The 20,333-nt window shown below is 59.0% G+C and carries 25 protein-coding genes and 1 pseudogene; 10 read left to right on the plus strand and 16 right to left on the minus strand.

Features of this window, described 5'->3' with window-relative positions:
* Positions 1-59: 59 nt before the first annotated feature.
* From D5125_07585 to D5125_07595, 3 genes are all read left to right on the plus strand, one after another.
* The gene (locus D5125_07585) at positions 60-278 is read left to right on the plus strand and encodes a hypothetical protein (GenBank protein QFY89361.1); all 219 of its coding nucleotides are present in this window, start codon (positions 60-62) and stop codon (positions 276-278) included.
* Between the two features lie 164 nt (positions 279-442).
* Positions 443-697, plus strand: coding sequence for an AbrB/MazE/SpoVT family DNA-binding domain-containing protein (locus D5125_07590; protein ID QFY89362.1), 255 nt, complete (start codon positions 443-445; stop codon positions 695-697).
* On the plus strand, positions 697-1,014 hold the full coding sequence (locus tag D5125_07595; protein QFY89363.1) for a type II toxin-antitoxin system PemK/MazF family toxin: 318 nt from the start codon (positions 697-699) through the stop codon (positions 1,012-1,014). The genes D5125_07590 and D5125_07595 overlap by 1 nt, the downstream gene beginning before the upstream one ends.
* A gap of 444 nt (positions 1,015-1,458) precedes the next feature.
* Here D5125_07595 and D5125_07610 read toward each other — a convergent pair whose 3' ends face one another.
* A complete protein-coding gene (locus tag D5125_07610) occupies positions 1,459-2,643 on the minus strand; it encodes an IS4 family transposase (protein ID QFY89366.1) in 1,185 nt (394 codons plus the stop codon).
* Positions 2,644-2,826: 183 nt separating this feature from the next.
* Here D5125_07610 and D5125_16960 point away from each other — a divergent pair, with 183 nt between their 5' ends.
* The 4 genes and pseudogenes from D5125_16960 (at position 2,827) to D5125_07630 (ending at position 4,324) form a co-directional block, all read left to right on the plus strand.
* Positions 2,827-3,072: a hypothetical protein gene (locus D5125_16960; GenBank protein ID QPB72221.1), complete on the plus strand. Its 246-nt coding sequence runs from the start codon at positions 2,827-2,829 to the stop codon at positions 3,070-3,072.
* A gap of 107 nt (positions 3,073-3,179) precedes the next feature.
* Positions 3,180-3,428, plus strand: a complete 249-nt coding sequence (locus D5125_07620; protein QFY89368.1) for a hypothetical protein — start codon at positions 3,180-3,182, stop codon at positions 3,426-3,428.
* A gap of 431 nt (positions 3,429-3,859) precedes the next feature.
* Positions 3,860-4,098: pseudogene (locus D5125_07625) on the plus strand (DUF4160 domain-containing protein).
* Positions 4,058-4,324, plus strand: coding sequence for a DUF2442 domain-containing protein (locus D5125_07630; protein ID QFY89369.1), 267 nt, complete (start codon positions 4,058-4,060; stop codon positions 4,322-4,324). Before D5125_07625 ends, D5125_07630 begins: the two are co-directional and overlap by 41 nt.
* A 189-nt stretch (positions 4,325-4,513) precedes the next feature.
* Here D5125_07630 and arsJ read toward each other — a convergent pair whose 3' ends face one another.
* The 5 genes from arsJ to D5125_07650 all read right to left on the minus strand — a co-directional run bounded on the left by arsJ (position 4,514) and on the right by D5125_07650 (position 8,719).
* Positions 4,514-5,716 (minus strand): organoarsenical effux MFS transporter ArsJ, encoded by a 1,203-nt coding sequence (gene arsJ / locus D5125_07635; protein QFY89370.1) that lies wholly within the window; start codon positions 5,714-5,716, stop codon positions 4,514-4,516.
* Positions 5,706-6,137, minus strand: coding sequence for a hypothetical protein (locus tag D5125_16965; GenBank protein ID QPB72222.1), 432 nt, complete (start codon positions 6,135-6,137; stop codon positions 5,706-5,708). Before D5125_16965 ends, arsJ begins: the two co-directional genes overlap by 11 nt.
* Before the next feature lie 6 nt (positions 6,138-6,143).
* Positions 6,144-7,148 carry an ArsJ-associated glyceraldehyde-3-phosphate dehydrogenase gene (locus D5125_07640; protein QFY89371.1) on the minus strand — a complete coding sequence of 335 codons (1,005 nt, stop codon included), beginning with the start codon at positions 7,146-7,148 and terminating at the stop codon, positions 6,144-6,146.
* Positions 7,149-7,408: 260 nt separating this feature from the next.
* Positions 7,409-8,314, minus strand: coding sequence for a sulfurtransferase (locus D5125_07645; protein QFY89372.1), 906 nt, complete (start codon positions 8,312-8,314; stop codon positions 7,409-7,411).
* A 60-nt stretch (positions 8,315-8,374) separates the two neighbouring features.
* On the minus strand, positions 8,375-8,719 hold the full coding sequence (locus tag D5125_07650; protein QFY89373.1) for a metalloregulator ArsR/SmtB family transcription factor: 345 nt from the start codon (positions 8,717-8,719) through the stop codon (positions 8,375-8,377).
* Positions 8,720-9,074: 355 nt separating this feature from the next.
* On the opposite strand from D5125_07650, the gene D5125_07655 reads away from it, so the two are divergent.
* Positions 9,075-10,031, plus strand: a complete 957-nt coding sequence (locus tag D5125_07655) for a permease (GenBank protein ID QFY89374.1) — start codon at positions 9,075-9,077, stop codon at positions 10,029-10,031.
* Between the two features lie 131 nt (positions 10,032-10,162).
* Here D5125_07655 and D5125_07660 read toward each other — a convergent pair whose 3' ends face one another.
* Positions 10,163-10,921, minus strand: coding sequence for a thioesterase (locus D5125_07660; GenBank protein QFY89375.1), 759 nt, complete (start codon positions 10,919-10,921; stop codon positions 10,163-10,165).
* Positions 10,922-11,543: 622 nt separating this feature from the next.
* On the opposite strand from D5125_07660, the gene D5125_07665 reads away from it, so the two are divergent.
* Positions 11,544-11,834, plus strand: coding sequence for a thioredoxin family protein (locus D5125_07665; GenBank protein QFY89376.1), 291 nt, complete (start codon positions 11,544-11,546; stop codon positions 11,832-11,834).
* Positions 11,835-11,948: 114 nt separating this feature from the next.
* On the opposite strand, the gene D5125_07670 is transcribed toward D5125_07665, so the two are convergent.
* The 9 genes from D5125_07670 to pcnB all read right to left on the minus strand — a co-directional run bounded on the left by D5125_07670 (position 11,949) and on the right by pcnB (position 18,873).
* Positions 11,949-12,662 carry a nucleotidyltransferase family protein gene (locus D5125_07670; GenBank protein ID QFY91085.1) on the minus strand — a complete coding sequence of 238 codons (714 nt, stop codon included), beginning with the start codon at positions 12,660-12,662 and terminating at the stop codon, positions 11,949-11,951.
* Positions 12,663-12,684: 22 nt separating this feature from the next.
* Positions 12,685-13,188 (minus strand): hypothetical protein, encoded by a 504-nt coding sequence (locus D5125_07675; protein QFY89377.1) that lies wholly within the window; start codon positions 13,186-13,188, stop codon positions 12,685-12,687.
* On the minus strand, positions 13,188-13,385 hold the full coding sequence (locus D5125_07680) for a hypothetical protein (GenBank protein ID QFY89378.1): 198 nt from the start codon (positions 13,383-13,385) through the stop codon (positions 13,188-13,190). Before D5125_07680 ends, D5125_07675 begins: the two co-directional genes overlap by 1 nt.
* A 36-nt stretch (positions 13,386-13,421) precedes the next feature.
* Positions 13,422-14,618: a trypsin-like serine protease gene (locus tag D5125_07685; protein QFY89379.1), complete on the minus strand. Its 1,197-nt coding sequence runs from the start codon at positions 14,616-14,618 to the stop codon at positions 13,422-13,424.
* A gap of 74 nt (positions 14,619-14,692) precedes the next feature.
* Positions 14,693-15,553, minus strand: a complete 861-nt coding sequence (locus tag D5125_07690) for a pantoate--beta-alanine ligase (GenBank protein QFY89380.1) — start codon at positions 15,551-15,553, stop codon at positions 14,693-14,695.
* Positions 15,550-16,344: a 3-methyl-2-oxobutanoate hydroxymethyltransferase gene (gene panB, locus D5125_07695; protein QFY89381.1), complete on the minus strand. Its 795-nt coding sequence runs from the start codon at positions 16,342-16,344 to the stop codon at positions 15,550-15,552. The genes D5125_07690 and panB overlap by 4 nt, the downstream gene beginning before the upstream one ends.
* Positions 16,345-16,366: 22 nt before the next feature.
* Positions 16,367-17,029 (minus strand): deoxynucleoside kinase, encoded by a 663-nt coding sequence (locus D5125_07700; protein QFY89382.1) that lies wholly within the window; start codon positions 17,027-17,029, stop codon positions 16,367-16,369.
* Positions 17,030-17,044: 15 nt separating this feature from the next.
* Positions 17,045-17,551, minus strand: coding sequence for a 2-amino-4-hydroxy-6-hydroxymethyldihydropteridine diphosphokinase (gene folK, locus D5125_07705; protein ID QFY89383.1), 507 nt, complete (start codon positions 17,549-17,551; stop codon positions 17,045-17,047).
* The gene (gene pcnB, locus D5125_07710) at positions 17,548-18,873 is read right to left on the minus strand and encodes a polynucleotide adenylyltransferase PcnB (protein QFY89384.1); all 1,326 of its coding nucleotides are present in this window, start codon (positions 18,871-18,873) and stop codon (positions 17,548-17,550) included. The genes folK and pcnB overlap by 4 nt, the downstream gene beginning before the upstream one ends.
* A gap of 498 nt (positions 18,874-19,371) precedes the next feature.
* On the opposite strand from pcnB, the gene D5125_07715 reads away from it, so the two are divergent.
* The gene (locus D5125_07715) at positions 19,372-20,316 is read left to right on the plus strand and encodes a PilZ domain-containing protein (GenBank protein QFY89385.1); all 945 of its coding nucleotides are present in this window, start codon (positions 19,372-19,374) and stop codon (positions 20,314-20,316) included.
* The last annotated feature ends 17 nt before the right edge of the window (positions 20,317-20,333 follow it).

The raw sequence follows: 20,333 nt of genomic DNA on the forward strand, positions 1-20,333 counted from the left end.
ATAATTGTTAAGGACGAGATTCAGAGGAAAAAAAGAAAGAAGAATTAATAGCCAGCAAAATGAGGGAAAAAGAAAGGCGAGAAAAGATTGCCGCTCAGCGTAAAGAAGAATTCAGAAAACAGCTTATAGACGCTCTGCTTTTTATTGGCATTCTCATTATTCCGTATATTTTTTCTTGGTTTACATTGCAAAAAAGATATTCCACCACATGGAAAGTAATGAGTTTTGGCTGGTTGGGTTTGATGCTGCGGGTGGCTTTCAACGGCAACAGCGACTAACAAGGCAAATCCAGCCGACGCCTTCAGTCGCTACCGCTCCTTACAGCTCGGCAGATTTGCAGCGCTAGCTGCTCAAAAACCGCCAATCTCTCAAGTTTATGGACAATCAGACGTAATTACATTATAGTTACATCTGATTCAGTTAATAACGGGAGTACATTCAAATGACTCAGCTAGTACGGATAGGAAATTCCCAAGGCATAAGAATACCTAAGCCTTTGATCGAACAGGCTCATTTAGAAGGAAAAGAGATTAAATTACAATTGGTTAACGGTGGCCTCCTCATAACCCCAGAGAATGGAGTTAGAGAAGGCTGGAAAGAAGCTATAGAGCGAACAATTTCGGCTCACGGTCAAGAGTCGCTAGATGATGAATGGTTGGATTTCACTCTGGACTCGGATGATGAGCTGGAGTGGTAATGATAACGCGATTTGAAGTTTGGCTAGTTGACCTCAATCCCACGAAAGGAAGGGAAATCAATAAAACACGCCCTTGCGTCGTGATTTCTCCCAATGAAATGTCAGCACTCTCTACAGTGCTTATGGCTCCAATGACGACCAAGGGTTTCGAGTATCCTTGTCGTGTTTCTTGTAAATTCAAAGGAAAAAGCGGTCTAGTTCTTCTGGATCAGATTAGGGCCGTTGATAAATCAAGGCTTATTAAAAAGGTTGGGACAGTGAGTGCAAAGACACAAAAAGAACTGTGTTCGTGCTTACAAGAAATGTTTGAGTATTAAATGCAGCTAACAAAGCAAATTCACACGGAAAAATTTCCGCAACGTTCATTTGTGCTATGAATAGCACAAGCCTCACATTGCTACAATTTGCCGGTGATTTGCGGCGTTATATTTCGGAGGTCGCGTGAGTGACGTAGTTGATAAATCAGCAATCAAAATTGTCAGGATGATTGATAGAAGCAGTGATATGGCGTATTGGAAGTCACAATCATACTCTAGCAGGTTAGAAGCGTTAGAAGAAATTAGATCAGAATATATAAACTGGAAATACGGTGTTAAACAAGAATTTCAAAGAGTTTATAGAGTTACTAAACTCAAATCATGTTAAGTACATGATCGTTGGTGGGTATGCGCTGGCTGTCCATGGATATCCTCGGTACACCAAAGATATTGATATTTGGATATTAACTGACCCGCAAAATGCAAAAAATATCGTTCAAGCCACTAGTGTCCCGTTAAATTATCGAATAAATCCAATTGCTTAGGGTTGCCATGGTCTTCCTGCGCGCGATCTCTTAAATTAAGTACTTGTTCTATAGATGTTTTCTCAAACAAGGTTAGGCTCAGAACCTGTAGGATTGTGTAGAGATCGGCCTTGATGTCGTGGCGCTTTTTGATGATGGCCACGAGCACGTAGACTGAGATGGCAATCCAGATTTGGCTTTTGACCGCATTCTCTGTGGTGCCGAAAAACGACTTGATGCGTAGATGCTGCTTGATCCATTTGAAGAACAACTCCACTTGCCAGCGATAGCGGTATAGGTCGGCCACCGTCTGTGCCTTGACGCTGAAATTGTTGGTCAGAAAATCGAATGTCTTGCCGGTCTGGGTATCGTGATACTTGATCCGGCGTAACGGCTGCGGGTAATCGACGGCTGAGCGCACACCCGTGAGTACGACGGTCTGATCGCAGCGCACCCCGCCGGCGGTGTCGACGGGATGGGAATAGCGGCGCCGATACTTGGTATTGGATTTGGCGCGGATGACAAAGAATGCGCCTGCGGCGTTCAAGGTGAATAAGCGTCGGAAGTCCACATAGCCACGGTCCATGATGTAGAAAGCGCCCGGTTCCGGCAGCAACATATCGAGGGCGTTGACGTCGTGTACCTTGCCGTCCGTGATATGGATAAACGTGGGGATGTTGCCACGCAGGTCCAGCAGGGTATGAAGCTTGACGGCAGACTTGGTGGTACGAAACAGCGCCCAAGGGAATATCGATAGACACAGGTCGATGGTGGAGGCATCCAGCGCATAGACCGTATTGTCCAGTTCCAGCCCTAGGTCTTCGTCGGCATAGAGAGGGCGGGCGACACGAATCAGGGCTTGTGCGAAGTCGGCGTAGATACGCCAGTCCCGACGCTCGTTGGCTTTTGCCAGGGTATTGCGCGCGACGGAGGGAGCACGAAGCCCCATGTGATAAAGCTTGCTCTGGTGGGCACGAAGGCAAGCCTCGATGTCGCGCAAGCTCTCCCGATAAGTGAGCTGGGCAAAGGCCATGACATAGTATTGGTCGAGACAGCGGAAATGCTTGACGTAGTGTTCGCCTCGATAGCGAGCGACACAACGCCGAAAAGTGTGCAGTGGCAAGTGCGCCATGACCTGCGAGAAAATCAGCCTGCCGGTGTACATGATCTATCCTCGTTGGAGTCCAGCAGGAATGATCAATGGGTATCGGATCGATTTTCAAGTTGCTAACACCACAAATTTTAGAAATTACCAAATAGAAACATTATCTTGCAGGGATCTATGGCTTTTTTAACGGGACACTAGTGCGTTCAAGCGTTAAAAGACTTTGGATTTTCACAACTGGGTTTGAAAGAGGATGATTTTATTATCCCCGGAAATGTCATACAGCTGGGATATCCTCCAAATAGAATAGATATTATCACCCAAGCAACGGGTATTGATTTTGACAAGTGCTACCCTAATAGGGTCGAAATACAAATTGATGGAATAGCAATTAGCGTCATTGATGTGGAAAATCTTAAGATAAATAAACAAGCAATAGGCAGGTTGCAAGACTTGGCAGATATCGAAAAACTTGAAGACGAAATATAACATGCGGCTAAACTCGGACCACCCAAAGCGGTGCTTTTTATTCGCTACGTGCCACGGCACGGCTCAAGGCCGCCATCCCCTTCAGCTTCGACGACTACCTGGAACTGGTGGAAAGCACAGGGCGTTGTCTCAGACCGGACAAGCGCGGTGCCATCCCGGAACAGGTACCCCGCCTGCTCCAGCGCTTCAACATCGACCCCGAGCACTTCCTGACCTGCGCCAATCCCCTGATGACCGCCTTCGGCAGCGCCATCGGTGTCCCCGCGCACCTGACCCAGCTCTGTGTTCAACGCCAAACCAAGTTCTTGCATGGTATGCGGGCGGCAAGGGCGGTGTTTGAGCAGAAGGCGGCCTAGGCTAGCCAACCGCCCCAACCCATGCCACACTCCCCCCATGAGCCATACCGAAAGGACATCCACTTTGTTTTTCTCGTTCCCACGCGCCGCGTGGGAACGTCGATACTCCGCGCTGCGGAGCGTTGAATTGGTATCCGTCCGCGATTTCGCTATGGTGCAGAGCGAGGGTGGTGGGAAATCGCGGTGATCGGTGTTCGTTGACGGTCGTGAGGCGTTTGCGCTGGTTAGGTTCCGCGCTGCGGAACCCCTACTTTCTAGTGAATGAGTCCACCACTGGTTATAGACTACATCAAGGTCCAATGGCGTAAAATTAAGCTGTTCGTTGTCTCCGCAGAGCGGAGGCGCTGCGTCCCCACGCAGCGCGTGGGAACGAGAAAAAAGCCGTCAACAAAATTTGCTCAGTGAGCCGGGCGTTATGCGCAGGAAAAGAAATGAGTCCAACCGTATTTAGAGATAGAGGCTATAGATTTTTCTTTTTCTCAAGAGAAGAGGAAAGAATGCATGTACATGTGATTTCGAGTGATGGTGAAACGAAATATTGGCTAGAACCAGAAATAGAGCTCGCAAAAACCACAAACATACAAGAAAACAACTGAAACAAATAGAAGTATTAATTGAGGCTCACTATAATGAACTCGTTAGCTCATGGCAAACACAATTCGGAAGTTGAAATTGGGAACATTTCAATCCATGGGATTTGGTTAATAACTCACAATAAAGAGCTATTCATGCCATATGAAACTTTCCCATGGTTTAAAGACCAAATAATAAATTCAATAATTAATGTCGAGGAGCAAAGCCCAGGCCATTATTATTGGCCAGACCTGGATATAGATTTAACTGATGAAATTATTGAACACCCTGAGCGCTTTCCCGTATTTCGTCGCAGCGCATAACATGCGGGTCAACCTGACCTACCAAGGCGGTGCGCCCATCGGCTTACCGCTTTGGTGGGCAGGTTACCCTTGACGTTAACACCACAAGAAATAAAGCTGTATCCTCTGGAATTTTCTCGTTCCCACGCGCCGCGTGGGAATGAGAAGGAAAAAGGATCAGCAGTTTAAATTAGTGTAATTGGTAAGGTGTCACCGAAATTCCTCTGTATCAGGCAGGCCAATGGACAGCAGCGCCGCCAGCAGGACAAAGCCGGTGGACCAGAGCAGGCAGCCCTCCAGCCCTTGGGTCTGGTAGGCCCAGCCGGAGATCAGGGTGCCGATCAGGCGACCGCCGGCGTTGGCCATGTAGTAAAAGCCGACGTTCATCGCCACCCGGTTCTGGTCCGAATAGGCCAAAATCAAATAGGAATGCACCGCCGAGTTGATGGCGAACACCAGCCCGAACAGCACCAGCCCAACCACCACCACCCAGTCCGCCGGCCAGCCCTGGCTCAGCCCCAGCGCCATCAGGGCCGGAAACAGCGCCAGCACAAAGGCCCAGAGCCGTGCCGTACCGCCGCCGGGCCCCTGACCGCCGTGACTGCGCTTGAGCAGGCGCGGGGCGCTGGCCTGGACCAGGCCGTAGCCGATCACCCAGGCGGCCATGAAGCCGCCGATCAGGCTCAGCTGCCAGCCCAGTACCTCGTACAGGAACACAGGTAGGCCGACCACGAACCAGACATCCCGCGAGCCGAACAGAAAGAACCGCGCCGCCGACAGCTGATTGATCGCCCGTACCTTGGAGAATACCTGGCTGAACTTGGGCTTGGCCTTCATCTTGCCCACACCGCTTGGCAGCAGCCAGGCGGTGAGGATCAGCACCAGCAGCAAGGCCCCGGCCAGCACCGCCAGGGCACCGCGAAAACCCAGCCATTCCAGCAAGGCCCCGCCGAGAAAGAAGCCCACCCCCTTGAGCGCATTCTTCGAGCCGGTGAGCACCGCCACCCATTTGAACAACTTGCCCTCACCACTGCTGGCAATCGCCTTGACCGACGCCTTGGCGGACATCTTGTTCAAATCCTTGGCAATCCCCGACAGGGCCTGGGCCGCCATCACGTATCCCACCGACAGCCAGGCATCGGGCACCGTCAGCATGGCCAGCGCCACCACCTGCAGGCCCATGCCGATGTGCATGGTCAGATTCAAGCCGATGCGGGCCCCAAGCCAACCGCCGACGAGGTTGGTGACAATGCCAAAGAACTCATAAAACAGAAACAGCATGGCCACTTCCAGCGGGGAGTAGCCAAGTAGGTGAAAATAGAGCACCACAAGCATGCGGATGGCGCCGTCGGTCAGGGTAAATGCCCAGTAGCCGCCGGTGACCACAAGGTAATTACGCAGATTACTGGACATCAGCACCCTCAGGGCGGGGGAAATCAGCCAAACAGCAACGCCCCGAGGGATTTCTTGCCTCGCAGGCACACTGACCCTTCTGGGTTTGCGCAATGACAAACTGGCGCAGTGAGGGCTCAACCGATTGCTCTTTGCTAATGCCATAGCAATAACAGACCGTTGCCTGTGGCGATGCGGACTTCAGACCCACCTGGGTGCGAATGTCAGCTTGGTAGACGCAAGTCCCGGTTGAAGCGAAATAAATCGTGTCACAGCTGGGGTTGGCGCAGAAGTTGAAATCTCCAGCCCTGTCCGCCCACTGCCAAGGGGCTTTCAGATGGAGCAAGACCCAGTGCCAGGAGATAGGACGACCCTTATCCCCGCAATCGGGGCATAGATTTGAGCTTACTCCTGGGGTGCCACTGGAACAGCAACTACTCACGTGGGACTACTTCAGACCGAGGGCCACTTTGCACGCCAGGTCCATCATGCGATTGACATATCCCCACTCATTGTCATACCAAGCATAAATCTTCACCTGGGTGCCGTTGATGACCATGGTGGAGAGGGCATCGACGATGCTGGAGCGGGGGTCGTTGACGTAGTCCACCGACACCAGCGGGCGTTCTTCGTAGCCCAATATGCCTTTCAGCTCGCCCTCGGCGGCGGCTTTGAAATAGCCGTTGATCTCCTCGGCGCTGACCGGGCGCGCCGCTTCAAAGACGAAGTCCGTCAGCGAGGCGTTGAGCAGGGGCACGCGCACGGCGTGGCCGTTGAGCTTGCCTTCCAACTCGGGGAAGATCTTGGTGATGGCCTTGGCCGAGCCAGTGGTGGTGGGGATCAGGGAATTGCCGCAGGCCCGCGCCCGGCGCAGGTCCTTGTGGCCTTTATCCACTATGGTCTGGGTGTTGGTGATGTCGTGGATGGTGGTCATGCAACCGTGCTTGATGCCGACCTTTTCGTGCATCACCTTGACCACCGGCGCCAGGCAGTTGGTGGTGCAGCTGGCGGCAGTGATCAGGTGGTTGACCGCTGGGTCGTAGAGATGGTCGTTGATGCCGTAAACGATGTTGAGCGCACCCTGGGTTGGGGCGGCGACTATGACCTTCTTCACCCCCTGGTCGAAATAGGCCTGCAGGCTTTCGGGCTTCTTGTGGTGCTTGCCGGTGGCCTCGATGACGATATCGCAGTCGGACCAGTCGCCATCGGCAATGGCAGCATGGCTGCTGTAGGCCAGCTGCTGGCCGTCGATCTGCATCTGCTCCCCTGCGCCGCTGCACTCGGGAGCCCAGGTGCCATGCACCGAGTCAAACTTGAGCAGGTGCGCTGAGCCCGCCGCATCGGTGGCGATCTCATTCACTCGCACAAAGCGCAGCTCCGGCTTGCCCCAACCCGCCCGCAAACCCAGCCGTCCCATACGGCCAAAGCCGTTGATACCTAATCTGATAGTCATCGTGATACTCCTGAAAATTGAATCAAGGGACGCAGAGGACGCAAAGAAGCGCAAAGACCGCAGAGTGGTTTCAAGCTGTAATCTGGCTTCAGACCAATGAGCACGGGCGGGTCACAGCCGCCCGCGCGCCCATTCAGCCCGCGACCGCAGAAACAACTTGGCGTTAATTCGCGTTCATTTGCGGACTCATTCTCTGTAGAACAAAGGACTTCCTTCTCTGCGCTTTCTGCGCTTCTCAGCGCCCTCTGCGTCCGAAACTCTTACAAATCAAAATCGCCGCTGTAGGGCTGTTCGCCCTCCACTACCGGCAGGGTCAGCTGGTTGCCCCAGTGCGACCAGCCGCCGTTATAGAGTCGCACATCTGTGTAACCCAAATGTTTCAGCTGCACATAGGCCAGGCCCATGCGAAAGCCGTCGTGGCAGTAGGCGTAGATGCGCTTGTCCTTGGGGATGGCCTGATACATGGCCGCAAGCTCCGCGTCCGACTTCCATTTCTGGCTGCTGGTACCGTCCAGGCTGACCACGTTGATGGCGCCGGGGATGTGGCCGGCCATGATGGAGTGGCGAATGACCTTGCCGGTATACATATCCTTGGGTCGGGCATCCAGCAGGACCACAGCGGGGTCGCGGCGGGAGACCACGTCGTCATAGACCTGCGGCCATTCAACGAACAGCTCGGGGTTGGCCTGTTTGAGGGTCACTGTGCCCGGTGTTGGCGTCGGCGTTGGCTCCTGAGTCAGTTCTTCAAAGGCCGCCCAGTCGAGGGTGCCGCCGTTGAGAATCTTCACCTGCGCCATGTTGAAGCCGTAGAGCTCCAGCAGGTAATAGAGGCGCGCAGCCAGGGCGGTGCTGGAGTCGTCATAGAGCAGCAGGGTGGAGTCGTCGTTCACACCCCAGCGGCGCAGGGTCTGCTCAAAGGCCTGGCGCGAGGGAAAACGCATCAGGGTCGCGACCTGGTTGTCGCCCAGGTCCTTGAACCGCTGCACCTGGATGGCGCCGGGCATATGGCCGACGGTGTAATAACGGTGCGGGTGATAGCGCACCTCCAGGATCACCAGCTTGTCATCGTCGATACGCTCACTCAGCCAGTCGGCATCGACGAGGAAATCCGCCGCCCAGAGGGGGCCGGTCAGGCATATCAGGAGCAGCGCAATGACTTTATTCATGTGTTTTCCTAGATAAGATTCAAGGGCATTTGCAGGTCTGTCCGCGGCTGGCCAAGGCCGTCAGGTACACTGCGGTGGCTGCTGGCGTCCGGCCATCACCGCATCTGGCGGTCGGTCCAGCAGGGGTGGTAGATCGAAGGACCGGGCCGCTTCGCGCAGCACACCCATGGCCCAGTCGGGTAGCTGAGGGTTGATTCGGTAATGCACCCACAGCCCCTGGCGCCGGTCGAGCAAGATGCCGTCCTTGCGCAGCTTGGCCAGGTGGTGGGAGACATGGGGCTGGGCCAGCGCCAGCGCCTGGGTCAGCTCGCAGACGCACAGCTCGCCGTGCTTGAGCAGCAGCATCAGGCAGGTCAGGCGGGTCTCCTGGGCCAGGGCGGAAAACAGGGTCAGATGCTTGATCATTCTCGATCCCTACGGATGGGCAAAGACAGGGCCAGGGGAAGCCTGAGAAGGCGCAATATATAAATATTTATGTATATTAGTACAGGTTGAGCAGATTTCAAAGCGCTCGTCCAGGACCATGACAATCAGACGTTAACTTTTTAAAATAATAAGATAATTGACCTGATGCCTTGCTTACCGGCGGCCATACCGGATATGATTGCACAGTCAAAACATGTTATTGCTTTTATATTGAAATAATTAGATATAATCGCCCTGTATCTGATTTCATCCCGATCCGGAAAGGTAGAACCCATGTCCGTTCAACGCGAAATCACTGCCAAGGCCTTCGCCAATCATTCAAGGATTGTCACCCATGTTTGACGCCCTTGCCCAGCTGCTGGTGTTCGATCTGCTGGGCCTGGAGCCTGCCTCCCAGGTCGGCGCGGCGCTGCATTTCTTTGTCATGGACCTGGTTAAGATCTTCGTCATGCTGGTGCTGATCATCTACCTCATGGGCCTGCTGCGCGCCCTGCTGTCAGCGGAGAAGGTGCGCGACTACGTGCGCGGCAAGCCCAAGTGGCTGGCGCGCAGCGCCGCCGTCGGCCTGGGCGCGGTGACGCCTTTCTGCTCCTGCTCCTCGGTTCCACTGTTTATCGGTTTTGTCGAGGCCGGTATCCCGCTGGGCGTCACCTTCTCCTTTCTCATCGCCTCGCCCATGATCAATGAAGTGGCCGTGGTGCTGTTGATCGGCATCCTCGGCTGGAAGCTGACCCTGATGTATGTCGCCGCTGGGCTGACGGTTGCCTATGTGGGCGGGGTGGTCATGGAAAAATTCAGGCCAGAACGCTGGGTAGAGGGCTATGTGTGGAAGATCCAGATGGGCCAGATGCAACTAGCAGAACCCGACACCTCCCTGCGTGGCCGCCACCGTTATGCCTGGGGCGAGGTCAGGGAGATCCTGCGCCGCCTATGGAAATGGGTGGTCGCCGGCATCGCCGTCGGTGCCCTGTTTCACGGCTATGTGCCGCAAGACTGGGTCAGTCAACACCTGGGTGGTGCCAGCAACTGGCTGGCGGTGCCCGCTGCCGTGCTGCTCGGCGTACCCCTGTATTCCAACGCCGCCGGCGTCATCCCGGTGGCCGAGGCCATGCTCGGCAAGGGGGTAGCCATAGGCACCACCCTGGCCTTCATGATGAGCATTGCCGCCCTGTCCCTGCCGGAGATGATCATCCTGCGCAAGGTAATCCAATGGCCCGCCCTGGCTCTCTTTGCCGGCGTACTGGCCACAGCCTTCACCCTGGTAGGCTGGGGCTTCAACCTGTTTGCCTGAGGGCGTTGCAAGCAGGCTTGCAGTCTCACCCGCCGGGCTTAGGCCCCGAGTTCCGGAGCCGCCAGGGGATGTTTCGTGTTCCGGGATGCCCCGCACCTGGCTCAGATCGGTGTGGGGCTGCCCCATGATCGTTAAACTGCACCTGTCGGCAGCAGGCGTCTGCTGATATCCGCCAACAGGGCCTCAAGATTCGCTTGGGGGAAGAAATGTCCCCCCTCGATCATCAGGGTATCGCTGCCCCAGCGGCTGTGCTGGGACCAGGCATCCAGCTGGGCAGGCGTCGTGGAGCTATCCTGGGTGCCGCCGTAAACGCTGATGCGGCAGTCCAGGAGTGTGCCTGGGCTATGGCAGTAGGTCTCCAGCAGGGTCAGATCGGCGCGGATGATGGGCAGGAAATAATCGAGCAGTTCCCGGCTTTCGCGCACCACATCCGGCAGGCCGCCGTATTTCTGCTGCAACTCCTGGATGAAGGCCTCATCGGGTAGATGATGAATCGGTCGATCATAGGGCAGATGGGGTGCGCGCCGAGCCGCCACCAAGAGATGATTGAGGCCGATCCCGGCTTGCCCGGACAGGCGGTGCGCCACCTCGTAGGCGAGCAAGGCACCCATGCTGAAGCCAAACAGGGCGATGGGTCTATCGGTCATGGCCAGCACATCGGCGGCAAACTCATCTGCCATGGTCGCTATGTCGGTCTGCAAGGGCTCATGCCGACGCCGCTCCCGCCCCGGCAACTGGGCCGCGTGCAACTCGATACCCTCGGGCAATAGCTCCGGCCAGGCATGAAAGGCCGTCACCCCGCCCCCGGCATGGGGAAAACAAAACAGGCGCAAGCGTGCCCCTGGCCTGGGCAGGCGGCAAAAGAAAGACCTGAGTTCTGCTTTACTCATCAGATTTACCCATCAGCTCCTAACCACTCGCCCACTCTTGATCCTAAAAAGAGCATTTGGCCACAGAGCCACAGAGCATACAGAGAAAAATCAATGTGTTGGAAAGCGAACGTTCATCGCCTTTTATGTGTAACTCTTTGAAACAACTCTGTGATCTCGGCTCTGGCTCCAGGCTTCGCTCTACCTCCTCCGTCCCTGGAGTCGTCGGCTCTGGCTCCAGGCTTCGCTCTACCTCCTCCGTCCCTGGAGTCGTCGGCTCTGGCTCCAGGCTTCGCTCTACCTCCTTCGTCGGGCCTACAGGGAGGTAGGTCATGCCAAACCGATGACTGGATCATCGGTGGCCCTGGAGGCGTCTGTGTCTCTGTGGCTTAACTGAGGAATATAGGTTGATCTCTAAGGAGAGCGAGTCAAATCCTCCTTTACCAAGGGGCAACTCAAATCCCCCCCTTTTGCCAAGGGGGAGGCCAAGTCTCTACCCATATTGTTAAGAGAATCGTGCAATATAACTGCTCAACCGGTTGCGCCGATAGGCCCGCTCCCCTGGTGATACAAGGGTTATTGCCCCTGGCCAGGCGGGATTGGGTTAACATGCGCGTTTCAATCATGTCAGGAGTTATCTTAAATGAAACAGATCAAGGTGCTGGGTTCCGGCTGCGCCAATTGCGAAGCCACGTTGAAGCTGATTGAAGAGCAGGCCAAGGCCCAGGGCATCGAGGTACAGCTGGAAAAGGTAGAGGATGTTGCCGCCATTGCCGCCTATGGCGTGATGACCACTCCCGGCGTGGTGGTGGATGAGCGGGTGGTGCATGCCGGCGGGCTGCCCTCGCGGGATGCGGTCAATCTCTGGCTTGGCGGCGGACTGGTCGGCCGCTGCGCGGGCAACGCCAATGCCGAGAGCTGCTGCGGCGGTTAGTTCTACCTGACTACTCAGGCCGTTAGCTCCCCTGTCCCTCAGCGGGATCAGCATTAACCCCGGATTCCGCTGCGCTCCATCCGGGCTACGCCCGGTTGTCGGTTGCTTCTGGGTTTAATCAACTCGGGCTGTCCTGGGCCTTGCCCCATCGCCGCTTTTGAGCTGGGCCTCCAGCTCGTTCAGGCGCTGCGGGGTGCCTATGTCCATCCAGCAGCCTGCATGGCGCTCACCGCTGACCTGGCCCCTGGCCATGGCCCGGCGCAGCAGGGGGGCCAGGGGGAAGGGGCCATCCGCGCAGCCAGCGAACAGCTGTGCCCGATACAGGCCTATGCCGCTGAAGGTGAGCCGTTCGGCCCCGGCCGTTTCTGTGTCCGTATCCCGCACCTGGCCTTGTTGCAGGTAGAAGTCCCCGGTCGGATGATGGGGCGGGTTGGGTACCAGGATCAGGTGGGCCAGGCCCTGGGGTTGGAGCCGATGCAGTCGGGCCAGGTCCAGGTCGGTCCAGACATCGCCGTTGATCACCAGAAAGGGCCCGCTACCGAGCAGGGGCAGGGCGCGGAAGATGCCGCCGCCGGTCTCCAGGGCGGGGGCCTCGGGGGAATAGCGGATGCTCAGCCCCCAGCGGCCGCCATCGCCCAGGTGGCGTTCGATCTGCTCGCCCAGGTGGGCGTGGTTGATCACCAGCTGGTCGAAGCCCGCCTCGGCCAGACGCTCGATGTGATACTGGATCAGGGGTTTGCCGGCCACCGGCAGCAGTGGCTTGGGACAGTGGTCGGTGAGGGGCCGCATACGCTCGCCGCGCCCGGCGGCCAGGATCATTGCCTTCATCATCGAGACTGGCGGCGCTGCGTCAATGCAGCGCGTGCAGTCCGCTGCCGCCCGGCCCCAGGGCGTCGGGCATCCAGGGGTTGATCAGATCCCAGTCCTCGACCTTGGCCAGCATCTCGGCCAACAGCTTGTGCAGCTCCGAGATAGTTAGCACCAGGATCACCTCCTGCTGACGGTCGCCGTTGATGAAGCTCAGGCGTACCGAGCCGTTGCCCAGCAGATTCATGTTGAGGGTTTCTATCAGAAAGCTGGCCGATGGGGCCGCCAGGGAGACCTGATTCTGCATCACCGGCACCTGCTGCTGGGCCTGCTGGTGCTGTAGCTGCTCTATCTCCCGCCGGTATTGCGAGTTGGCGTGGGGTGAGTGCTTGCTCAGCCAATCCGGCAGCAGATCCAGCCAGCCCTTGAGCAGACGCCGGGTGAGCACGCCGGTCAGGCGTTGCTGTTCGGCATCGAGGAACAGCAGGTTGAGCCGGTCCCGCCCCTGGTCGTAATACAGGGTGATGGATTGGGCAATCAGCGCCATCAGGCGGTTGGCAATTCTGTTTGGAGTATCTGCAGGTAGGTGTTGCGCGCGGTCTGGGCTATGGCCAGCTGGGTGTTGAGGCGCTGGATCTCGGCATCGGTCAGCTGGATGTTTTGCACCTGCGCCTTGGCCGCATCGGACAGGTCGGCCATCTTGTATTCCTTGCCATCCAGGGTCAGTGTGGGTTCTTCGCTCATGGGATTTCCTCTTGGGCTTGTGGGTGTAAACCGGGTTCAGGCCAGCCAGCCGTCGTCATCGAGCAGGGTGCGCATGGCGGTGAGTTTGACCACGCCGGGGCCGAAGCTGCCGCCGACCGGGTTGAATACGTCCAGATAGAAGGTCTCATCCGGCTCGGCCAGGGTATCACCTATGACCTCCACCGGGATCACCGCCTGGTTCTCTCCGGGGTAGAGATTCAACCGGCCACTGACGGCGATGTAGTCGCTGCCGGCCTGGGCGCTGCCATCGCGGCTGGCATAATCCACGCTGACGATGGCCTCGGGCTGGCTGCGCACCCCGCTGAACTGGAGCAGAAAAAAGACCAGCTGGGTGCCGACATCGCCCTCGGCCAGGGCCTTGATCACCTCGGCCGGGCTGGTTGGGGCCTCATTGTACTGGCTGCGCAGGCTCTGGTCGATCCATTGCTGGTAGTGACTGGCCCGCTGCCAGGCGGCCAACTCGCCGAAGCTGCTGTTGCTGTATTGATCGATATCCGGATTCACGCCCGCACGGCTCAGGCTGGCGGTGTAGGTGGCAATGCCGAGGATCTGGCCGCCAAGCAGCGCCGGGCCGCCGCTGTCACCCTGGGCGATCAGCCCCTCCGCCAGCCCCAGTCCCAGGTCGTTCAGGCCCATAAGCCGTCCCAGGGCATCATGGGCGGCGCTGCCGTCGTCGAAATCCGCCAGCAGCTGGCTGCCTGGGGTGGGGCTCCAGGACATGCCCGCGCCCATCTGCGTCTTTAATTCATCGCCCTCGGCCTCAAAGCGATTCTCTGCCCGGTAACGCACTATGCTGCCAGTCTGGCTGCTGGCACCGCTACTGCCACTGCCGGTGGCACCGTAGCCCACCAGGCTGAAGGCTTGCCCCAGTTCATCGGCATCCCGATAGAGGTTGTAGCGATCGGCATCCGCCGGTGCCTGCTCCAGCCAGACCAGGGCCAGGTCGTTGTTGCCCTGATCACTGTTGTAGTCGGGGTGAATCAGCACCCGCCCGGCCTCCTGGGTGCTGCTGCCCGAGGGGGTATCAAAGCGCACCTGGACACGGCCGCTGACGCCATCGAACAGGTGCGCGGCGGTGAGCAGGGCGCGGCCATCGTAGAGCAGGGCCCCACTGCCGCTGTGGCCGTTGATGCTCAGCCGTGCCACGCCGTCGTAGCCCTCGCCGCTGTTGGCGCGATAGCGGGGGTCCGTGGTGCTGGTGGTGGTGACCATGGGTCAATATAAACCTGTAACAGGGGGAGATGCAGGATAAAGGAAGTGCTGGTTATTACGAAAGCCGCCAGTTTTCAGCTTTCAGCGGTCAGCACCAGGCCCAGGTTGTCGATCAGCCGCGCCTGGCCCAGTTGGGCGGCGGCCAGCAGGCGCAGGCTGTGGTCTTGGGGGCCGGCTGGGGCCAAATCCTGGCTGCGCCGAATACTGACGTAATCCGGCTGGAAACCGGCCTGGCTCAGGCGTGCGCAGGCTTCCTGCTCCAGCAGCGCAAAGTCCCCTGCGCCCGCCTTCAGACCCTCGGCCAGCCAGCACAGGGTGCGGTAGAGCCGTGGGGCCTGCTGGCGCTGCTCGGTGCTCAGGTAGCGGTTGCGTGAACTCAGGGCCAGGCCATCGGCCTCGCGCACCGTGGGTACGCCGATGATCTGCACCGGCAGGGCCAGATCGGCCACCATGCGGCGGATCACCAGTAACTGCTGATAGTCCTTCTCGCCGAACAGGGCCAGCTGTGGCCGCACCAGGTTCAGCAGCTTGCACACCACGGTGGCCACGCCGCTGAAGTGCCCCGGCCGACTGGCACCACAGAGTTGCGCCGAGATATCCGGCACCTCTACCTGGGTATGCCCCTGCTGGCCCTGGGGATAGACCTGCTCGACGGGCGGGGCAAACAGCAGATCGGCCCCCTGTGCCTGCAACAGCTCCCGGTCCGCCTGCAGGGTGCGCGGGTAGCTGGCAAAGTCCTCCTGGGGACCGAACTGCAGGGGGTTGACGAAGATACTCACCACCACCCGCGATGCCAGGGCCTGGGCCTCGCCCACCAGCCGCAGATGGCCCTCGTGCAGGTTGCCCATGGTCGGCACCAGGGCGATACGCTCCCCAGCTGCGCTCCAGTCCTCAAGGCTGGCCTCCAGTTGCCCCCGCGTCTCGGCCAGGATCATGTCCGGGCCTTGGCCGTGGCAGGAAACTGCCCCTGACGCACGGCCTTGACATAGGCCTTGAGGGCCGCCGGGATGGTGCCCGTAGCCTGCATGAAGTCCTTGGCGAAGGGGGGTGGGGCGCTGGTGATGCCGAGCACGTCGTAGAGCACCAGCACCTGGCCGTCGCAGTCCGGGCCTGCGCCTATGCCGATCACCGGGATGCTCAGGGCCTGGCTGATGCGTGCCGCCAGCGCGGCGGGTACGCATTCGAGCACCAGCATCTGCGCCCCGGCGCTCTCCAGCAGGCGCGCCTCGCGCTGCATGCGCTCGGCGCTGTCGACGTCCTTGCCCTGGGTGCGGTAACCGCCCAGTTGGTGTACCAGCTGGGGTTGCAGGCCGAGATGGCCGCACACCGGTACGCCATGGGCGGCCAGATTGGCCACCCGCGCCAGCTGGCCCTCGCCGCCCTCCAGCTTGACCATCTGCGCCCCGCCCTGCTGCATCAGCTGGGCGGCGCTGCGCAGGGCACTGGCCTCGTCGTAATAGCTGAGAAAGGGCAGGTCGGCGATGACGAAGCTGCGCTGGCGGGCACGGCTGACGCAGGCGCAGTGATAGACGATCTGCTCCACGGTCACTGGCAGGGTGGTGCCATGGCCCTGGATCACCATGCCCAGGGAGTCGCCCACCAGCAAGACATCCACCCCGGCCTGCTCCAGCAGGGGGGTGAAGCCGGCGTCATAACAGGTGAGCATGGCGATCTTCTCGCCATCTTGTTTCATCCCCAGCAGGGTCTGGATATTGATCTGGCTCATGGTCTGGGTCCATGGATTGGGTTCAGGCGGTCAACAGGGGCATGGGGTTGAAGTAATGGCGGCCGTATTCGCATTCAATGATGCGCTGCATGAGCAGGTTGAAATCCTCTTCGCCCTCGGCCAGGTTCAGCCCCTCGGTGTTGACTATGAGCAGGGGTGAGCGGTCATAGTGGTAGAAAAACTCACTGTAGGCATCACTCAGGCGTTGCAGGTAATCGGCATCCATGTTGCCTTCACTGGGGCGATTGCGCCGTTTGATGCGCTCCAGCAGGCATTCCACCGGGGCTTGCAGGTAGATGACCAGGTCCGGCCGGGGGGATTCCAGCCGCATGTTGGTGAATACCTGTTGGTACAGCTCCAGCTCATCGCCGTCCAGGTTGACCCGGGCGAACAGGGGGTCCTTGTCCAGCATGAAGTCCGCCACCAGGCGCGAGCGGAACAGGTCGCCCTCCATCAGGGCCTGGATCTGGCGGCTGCGCTGGAACAGGAAATAGAGCTGGGTGGGCAGGGCCAGATTGCATTTTTCCTGATAGAAACGTTCCAGAAAGGGGTTTTCCTCCGGTGCCTCGAACAGGGTATCGCTGCCCAGGTGGTCGGCCAGACGCTGGGCGAAGCTGGTCTTGCCCACGCCAATGGCCCCCTCCACCACCACGAAGCCGAGCCGTTGCAGCTTCTCGGTGCTCATGCCGCTAGGCCTGACCTAGTGATCATTGCCAGGGTCAAGGTCGATCGCCTCAAGCTCATAGGTGTCACAGGCCTCCAGCAGCTTGGCCACCGAGCCCAGGCCGGGCACCACCAGCTCCGGGGCGATTTCATACAGCGGCAGCAGGACAAAGGCGCGCTTGGCAAGGCCAGGGTGGGGCACGGTCAGGCGCGTGCTATCGATGAACTCCTCGCCATAAAGCAGTATGTCCAGGTCCAGGGTGCGCGGCCCCCAGCGTTCACCATTGCGCTCGCGGCCGTGTTCGTTTTCGATCCGCTGCAGCTGCTCCAGCAGGGCCTCGGCGGGCATGTCCAGCTCCAGCTCGACCACGGCATTGATGTAGTCCGGCTGATCCTGCGGCCCCATGGGCGGGTTGCGGTAGAAGGAAGATGTCTGACGCAGGCGCACGCCGGGCAGGGCGGCCAGCGCCTGCAGGGCGGTTTGCAGCTGTTCGACCGGGTTCTCCAGGTTGCTGCCCAGGCCGATGTAGCAGGTCTTGCTCATGATTGGCTTTGCTCCGGTTTTTTCCGTGGTCGTCGGCGACGGCGTTTTTTGGGTGCCGTATCCTCGCTCAACTCGGGGTCTATTGTCACCCCGGCACCCTCGTTTTGCTGGAACTGGGTCCACCAGTCGGCCAGCTCCTGTTCCACCTCGCCGGCCTGGGCGCGCAGCAGCAGGAAGTCGTAGGCGGCGCGAAAGCGCGGGTGGCTGGCCAGGCGCAGCGGTCGCTTGCCCTGACGCTGATCAAAGCGCGGCTGTAGCTGCCAGATCTCGCGCATCATCAGGCTGAAGCGGCGCGGTACCGCTACCCGCCTGACCAGACGCGCAATCATCTCGCCACCGGCCTGCTGCAGGGCGGGGATCTCGGCCTCGCCCTCCTGCTCACGCAGGATTCTGGCCTGACGCCGCACCGGCTCCCACAGCAGGACGGCGAACAGGAAGGCGGGGGTCACCGGCTTGTCCTGATTGATGCGCTGGTCGGTATTGTGCAGGCCGTGGCTGACGAAGGTGATGGGGAAGTGCTCTTCTTCATCTGCCAGGCAGCGCTCGGTGTCGGGAAAGAGCACCTCGAACAGGTGATAGTGGCGCAGCTTCTCGAAGGTCTCCAGGGCCTGGCCGCCGTGGAACAGCTTCAGACATTCGTCATACAGCCGGGCCGAGGGTACCTCCTTGAGCAGGTCGGCGTGGCGCGGGATCAGGCGCTCCATCTGGCGATCTATGTTGAAGCCCAGCTTGGCGGCAAAGCGCACCGCCCGCAACATGCGCACCGGGTCTTCCTGGAAGCGCTGCTGCGGATCGCCGAGCAGGCGCAGGGTGCCGGCACGCAGATCGACCATGCCCTGGCCGAAATCCAGCACCGAGAAATCGGCAATGTTGTAGTACAGGGCATTGATGGTGAAGTCGCGCCGCAGGGCGTCTTCCTCGATGCTGCCGTACACATTGTCCTGCTGCAACATGCCGTTGCCGGGGTCCGCCCCTGGCTTGGCATCGGCCCGGCCGCGGAAGGTGGCCACCTCGATGATCTCGCGCCCCATGCGCACATGGGCCAGGCGGAAGCGGCGGCCAATCAGGCGGCAATGGCGGCCGAACACCTGTTTGACCTGATCCGGATGGGCGTCGGTGGCCACGTCGAAGTCCTTCGGCTCACGCCCCAGCAGCAGGTCGCGCACGCCGCCGCCTACCAGATGGGCGGCAAAGCCGGCATCCTTCAGCTGGCGCAGCACGCGCAGGGCACCCTGGCTGATGTTGGCGCGGGAGATGTTGTGCTCGGGGCGGGGGATCAGGGTGGGTTGAATCGCTGTCGTCCTCTGGCGGTTGGCGGTCATTTTTTCCACCCCCCGGTTCAGCAGGGTGCCCAAATTACGCACAAGGGGTGAAACTATGGGGGAAAGATCGAAGGCCATGGCGCTATTTTACATAGCCAAAGACAAGACGACCAAGGATTTGCTAAACCCTCTCCCAGTTTCTTGCCCGTGAAATGCCGAATAAAATGTCAAGAAATTGCATCCTACCCATGCGGGATTCCGCTGCGCGCCATCCGGGCTGCGGCCTTTCAATTTGTATAAGGCTTTGCGTTGTTAGCGTTTTCTTTGCGATCTTTGCGTTCCGATTGCGCCAGGTTAAGGGCATCCTAACGGACATGGAGCGGACAGCGACACCCCGGAACATGAAACATCTCTTGGCGGCTCCGGGACTAGGGACTCGTGAGTTGCCACGGATGTTTCACAGTAAATCCGGCAGGCTCCTGGTGTAAACTCAAACGCTGTCGGCCCACGCCCGACCCAACGGCTGAAAAACCCATCCACCACCTGGAATAGCCCGGCATGCCTGAAACCGAAAACAAGAAAGTCACCCTGCTATTATCCGACCTGCGCGGCTTTACCGGCATCTTCGAGACCACCAGCGCCGAGGACGTGGTGGGCATGCTCAACCGCTATTTCGCCCAGATGAACGAGATCATTGCCCAGTACGAGGGCACTATCGACAAATACATGGGCGACTCCATCATGGCCGTGTTCGGCATGTTGGATGAGCACGAGGACGACGCCCTGCGCGCCGTCGCCTGCGCCGTGGAGATGCAGCTGGCGATGGACGACGTCAACCGCACCAACCAGGAGCTGGGCCTGCCCGCGCTGCACATGGGCATAGGCATCAACACCGGCACGGTCACCGCCAGCCTGCTCGGCTCTTATCTGCACAACGAATTCACCGTGATCGGTAACGAGGTGAATCTGGTCTCGCGGATCGAGGCGCAGACCCTGCGCGGCCAGATCCTGCTGAGCGAAAACAGCTACCGCGAGGTGGCCGACCAGGTCGAGGTAGGCACACCCAACGCCATCCGCGTCAAGGGCAGCGAGAAGGTAGTCACCCTGTACGAGCTGCTCTCCACCCGCTGGCCCCTGCCCATGGACGTGCCCCGGCGCGAGGAGCGGGCCGGCCCACGGGTGGCCTTTGATGCCCCCTTCGAGTTCCAGGTGGTGGAGAAAAACAAGCAGGTGCTGCCTCAGGTCTATACCGGCCGGGTCAAGGACATGAGCTATCAGGGCATGTTCGCCCTCATCCCCCACATCGAGCCGGCCCCGGTGGAGATCAAGCTCAGCTTCGCCCCCTCCCTGCTGAGCAGCCAGACCCGGCCCATCTACGCCAGGATACAGGCCCTGCGCCAGGTCGGTGACCGGCTTGGCTGCGGCATCGAGTTCACCAGCATGGACCAGGCCTGCCAGCAGGCCCTGAAGGACTTCGTCGATCGCATCATCCAAACCGCCTGAGCCTGACTCCCCACCCT

This window comes from gamma proteobacterium SS-5 (assembly GCA_009497875.2).
GTDB lineage: Bacteria > Pseudomonadota > Gammaproteobacteria > Chromatiales > Chromatiaceae > Magnetovirga > Magnetovirga frankeli.

Bases quoted from the DNA above. Each gene is read 5' to 3' on its own strand.
- D5125_07670 (QFY91085.1), bottom strand. From the start codon at position 12,662: ATGAAGGCAATGATCCTGGCCGCCGGGCGCGGCGAGCGTATGCGGCCC.
- D5125_07690 (QFY89380.1), bottom strand. From the start codon at position 15,553: ATGATCCTGGCCGAGACGCGGGGGCAACTGGAGGCCAGCCTTGAGGAC.
- D5125_07700 (QFY89382.1), bottom strand. From the start codon at position 17,029: ATGAGCACCGAGAAGCTGCAACGGCTCGGCTTCGTGGTGGTGGAGGGG.
- D5125_07665 (QFY89376.1), top strand. From the start codon at position 11,544: ATGAAACAGATCAAGGTGCTGGGTTCCGGCTGCGCCAATTGCGAAGCC.
- D5125_07640 (QFY89371.1), bottom strand. From the start codon at position 7,148: ATGACTATCAGATTAGGTATCAACGGCTTTGGCCGTATGGGACGGCTG.
- D5125_07715 (QFY89385.1), top strand. From the start codon at position 19,372: ATGCCTGAAACCGAAAACAAGAAAGTCACCCTGCTATTATCCGACCTG.
- D5125_07675 (QFY89377.1), bottom strand. From the start codon at position 13,188: ATGGCGCTGATTGCCCAATCCATCACCCTGTATTACGACCAGGGGCGG.
- D5125_07590 (QFY89362.1), top strand. From the start codon at position 443: ATGACTCAGCTAGTACGGATAGGAAATTCCCAAGGCATAAGAATACCT.
- D5125_07610 (QFY89366.1), bottom strand. From the start codon at position 2,643: ATGTACACCGGCAGGCTGATTTTCTCGCAGGTCATGGCGCACTTGCCA.
- pcnB (QFY89384.1), bottom strand. From the start codon at position 18,873: ATGACCGCCAACCGCCAGAGGACGACAGCGATTCAACCCACCCTGATC.
- D5125_07645 (QFY89372.1), bottom strand. From the start codon at position 8,314: ATGAATAAAGTCATTGCGCTGCTCCTGATATGCCTGACCGGCCCCCTC.
- folK (QFY89383.1), bottom strand. From the start codon at position 17,551: ATGAGCAAGACCTGCTACATCGGCCTGGGCAGCAACCTGGAGAACCCG.
- panB (QFY89381.1), bottom strand. From the start codon at position 16,344: ATGAGCCAGATCAATATCCAGACCCTGCTGGGGATGAAACAAGATGGC.
- D5125_07585 (QFY89361.1), top strand. From the start codon at position 60: ATGAGGGAAAAAGAAAGGCGAGAAAAGATTGCCGCTCAGCGTAAAGAA.
- D5125_07630 (QFY89369.1), top strand. From the start codon at position 4,058: ATGAACTCGTTAGCTCATGGCAAACACAATTCGGAAGTTGAAATTGGG.
- D5125_07680 (QFY89378.1), bottom strand. From the start codon at position 13,385: ATGAGCGAAGAACCCACACTGACCCTGGATGGCAAGGAATACAAGATG.
- D5125_07685 (QFY89379.1), bottom strand. From the start codon at position 14,618: ATGGTCACCACCACCAGCACCACGGACCCCCGCTATCGCGCCAACAGC.
- D5125_07595 (QFY89363.1), top strand. From the start codon at position 697: ATGATAACGCGATTTGAAGTTTGGCTAGTTGACCTCAATCCCACGAAA.
- D5125_07650 (QFY89373.1), bottom strand. From the start codon at position 8,719: ATGATCAAGCATCTGACCCTGTTTTCCGCCCTGGCCCAGGAGACCCGC.
- D5125_07655 (QFY89374.1), top strand. From the start codon at position 9,075: ATGTTTGACGCCCTTGCCCAGCTGCTGGTGTTCGATCTGCTGGGCCTG.
- arsJ (QFY89370.1), bottom strand. From the start codon at position 5,716: ATGTCCAGTAATCTGCGTAATTACCTTGTGGTCACCGGCGGCTACTGG.
- D5125_07660 (QFY89375.1), bottom strand. From the start codon at position 10,921: ATGAGTAAAGCAGAACTCAGGTCTTTCTTTTGCCGCCTGCCCAGGCCA.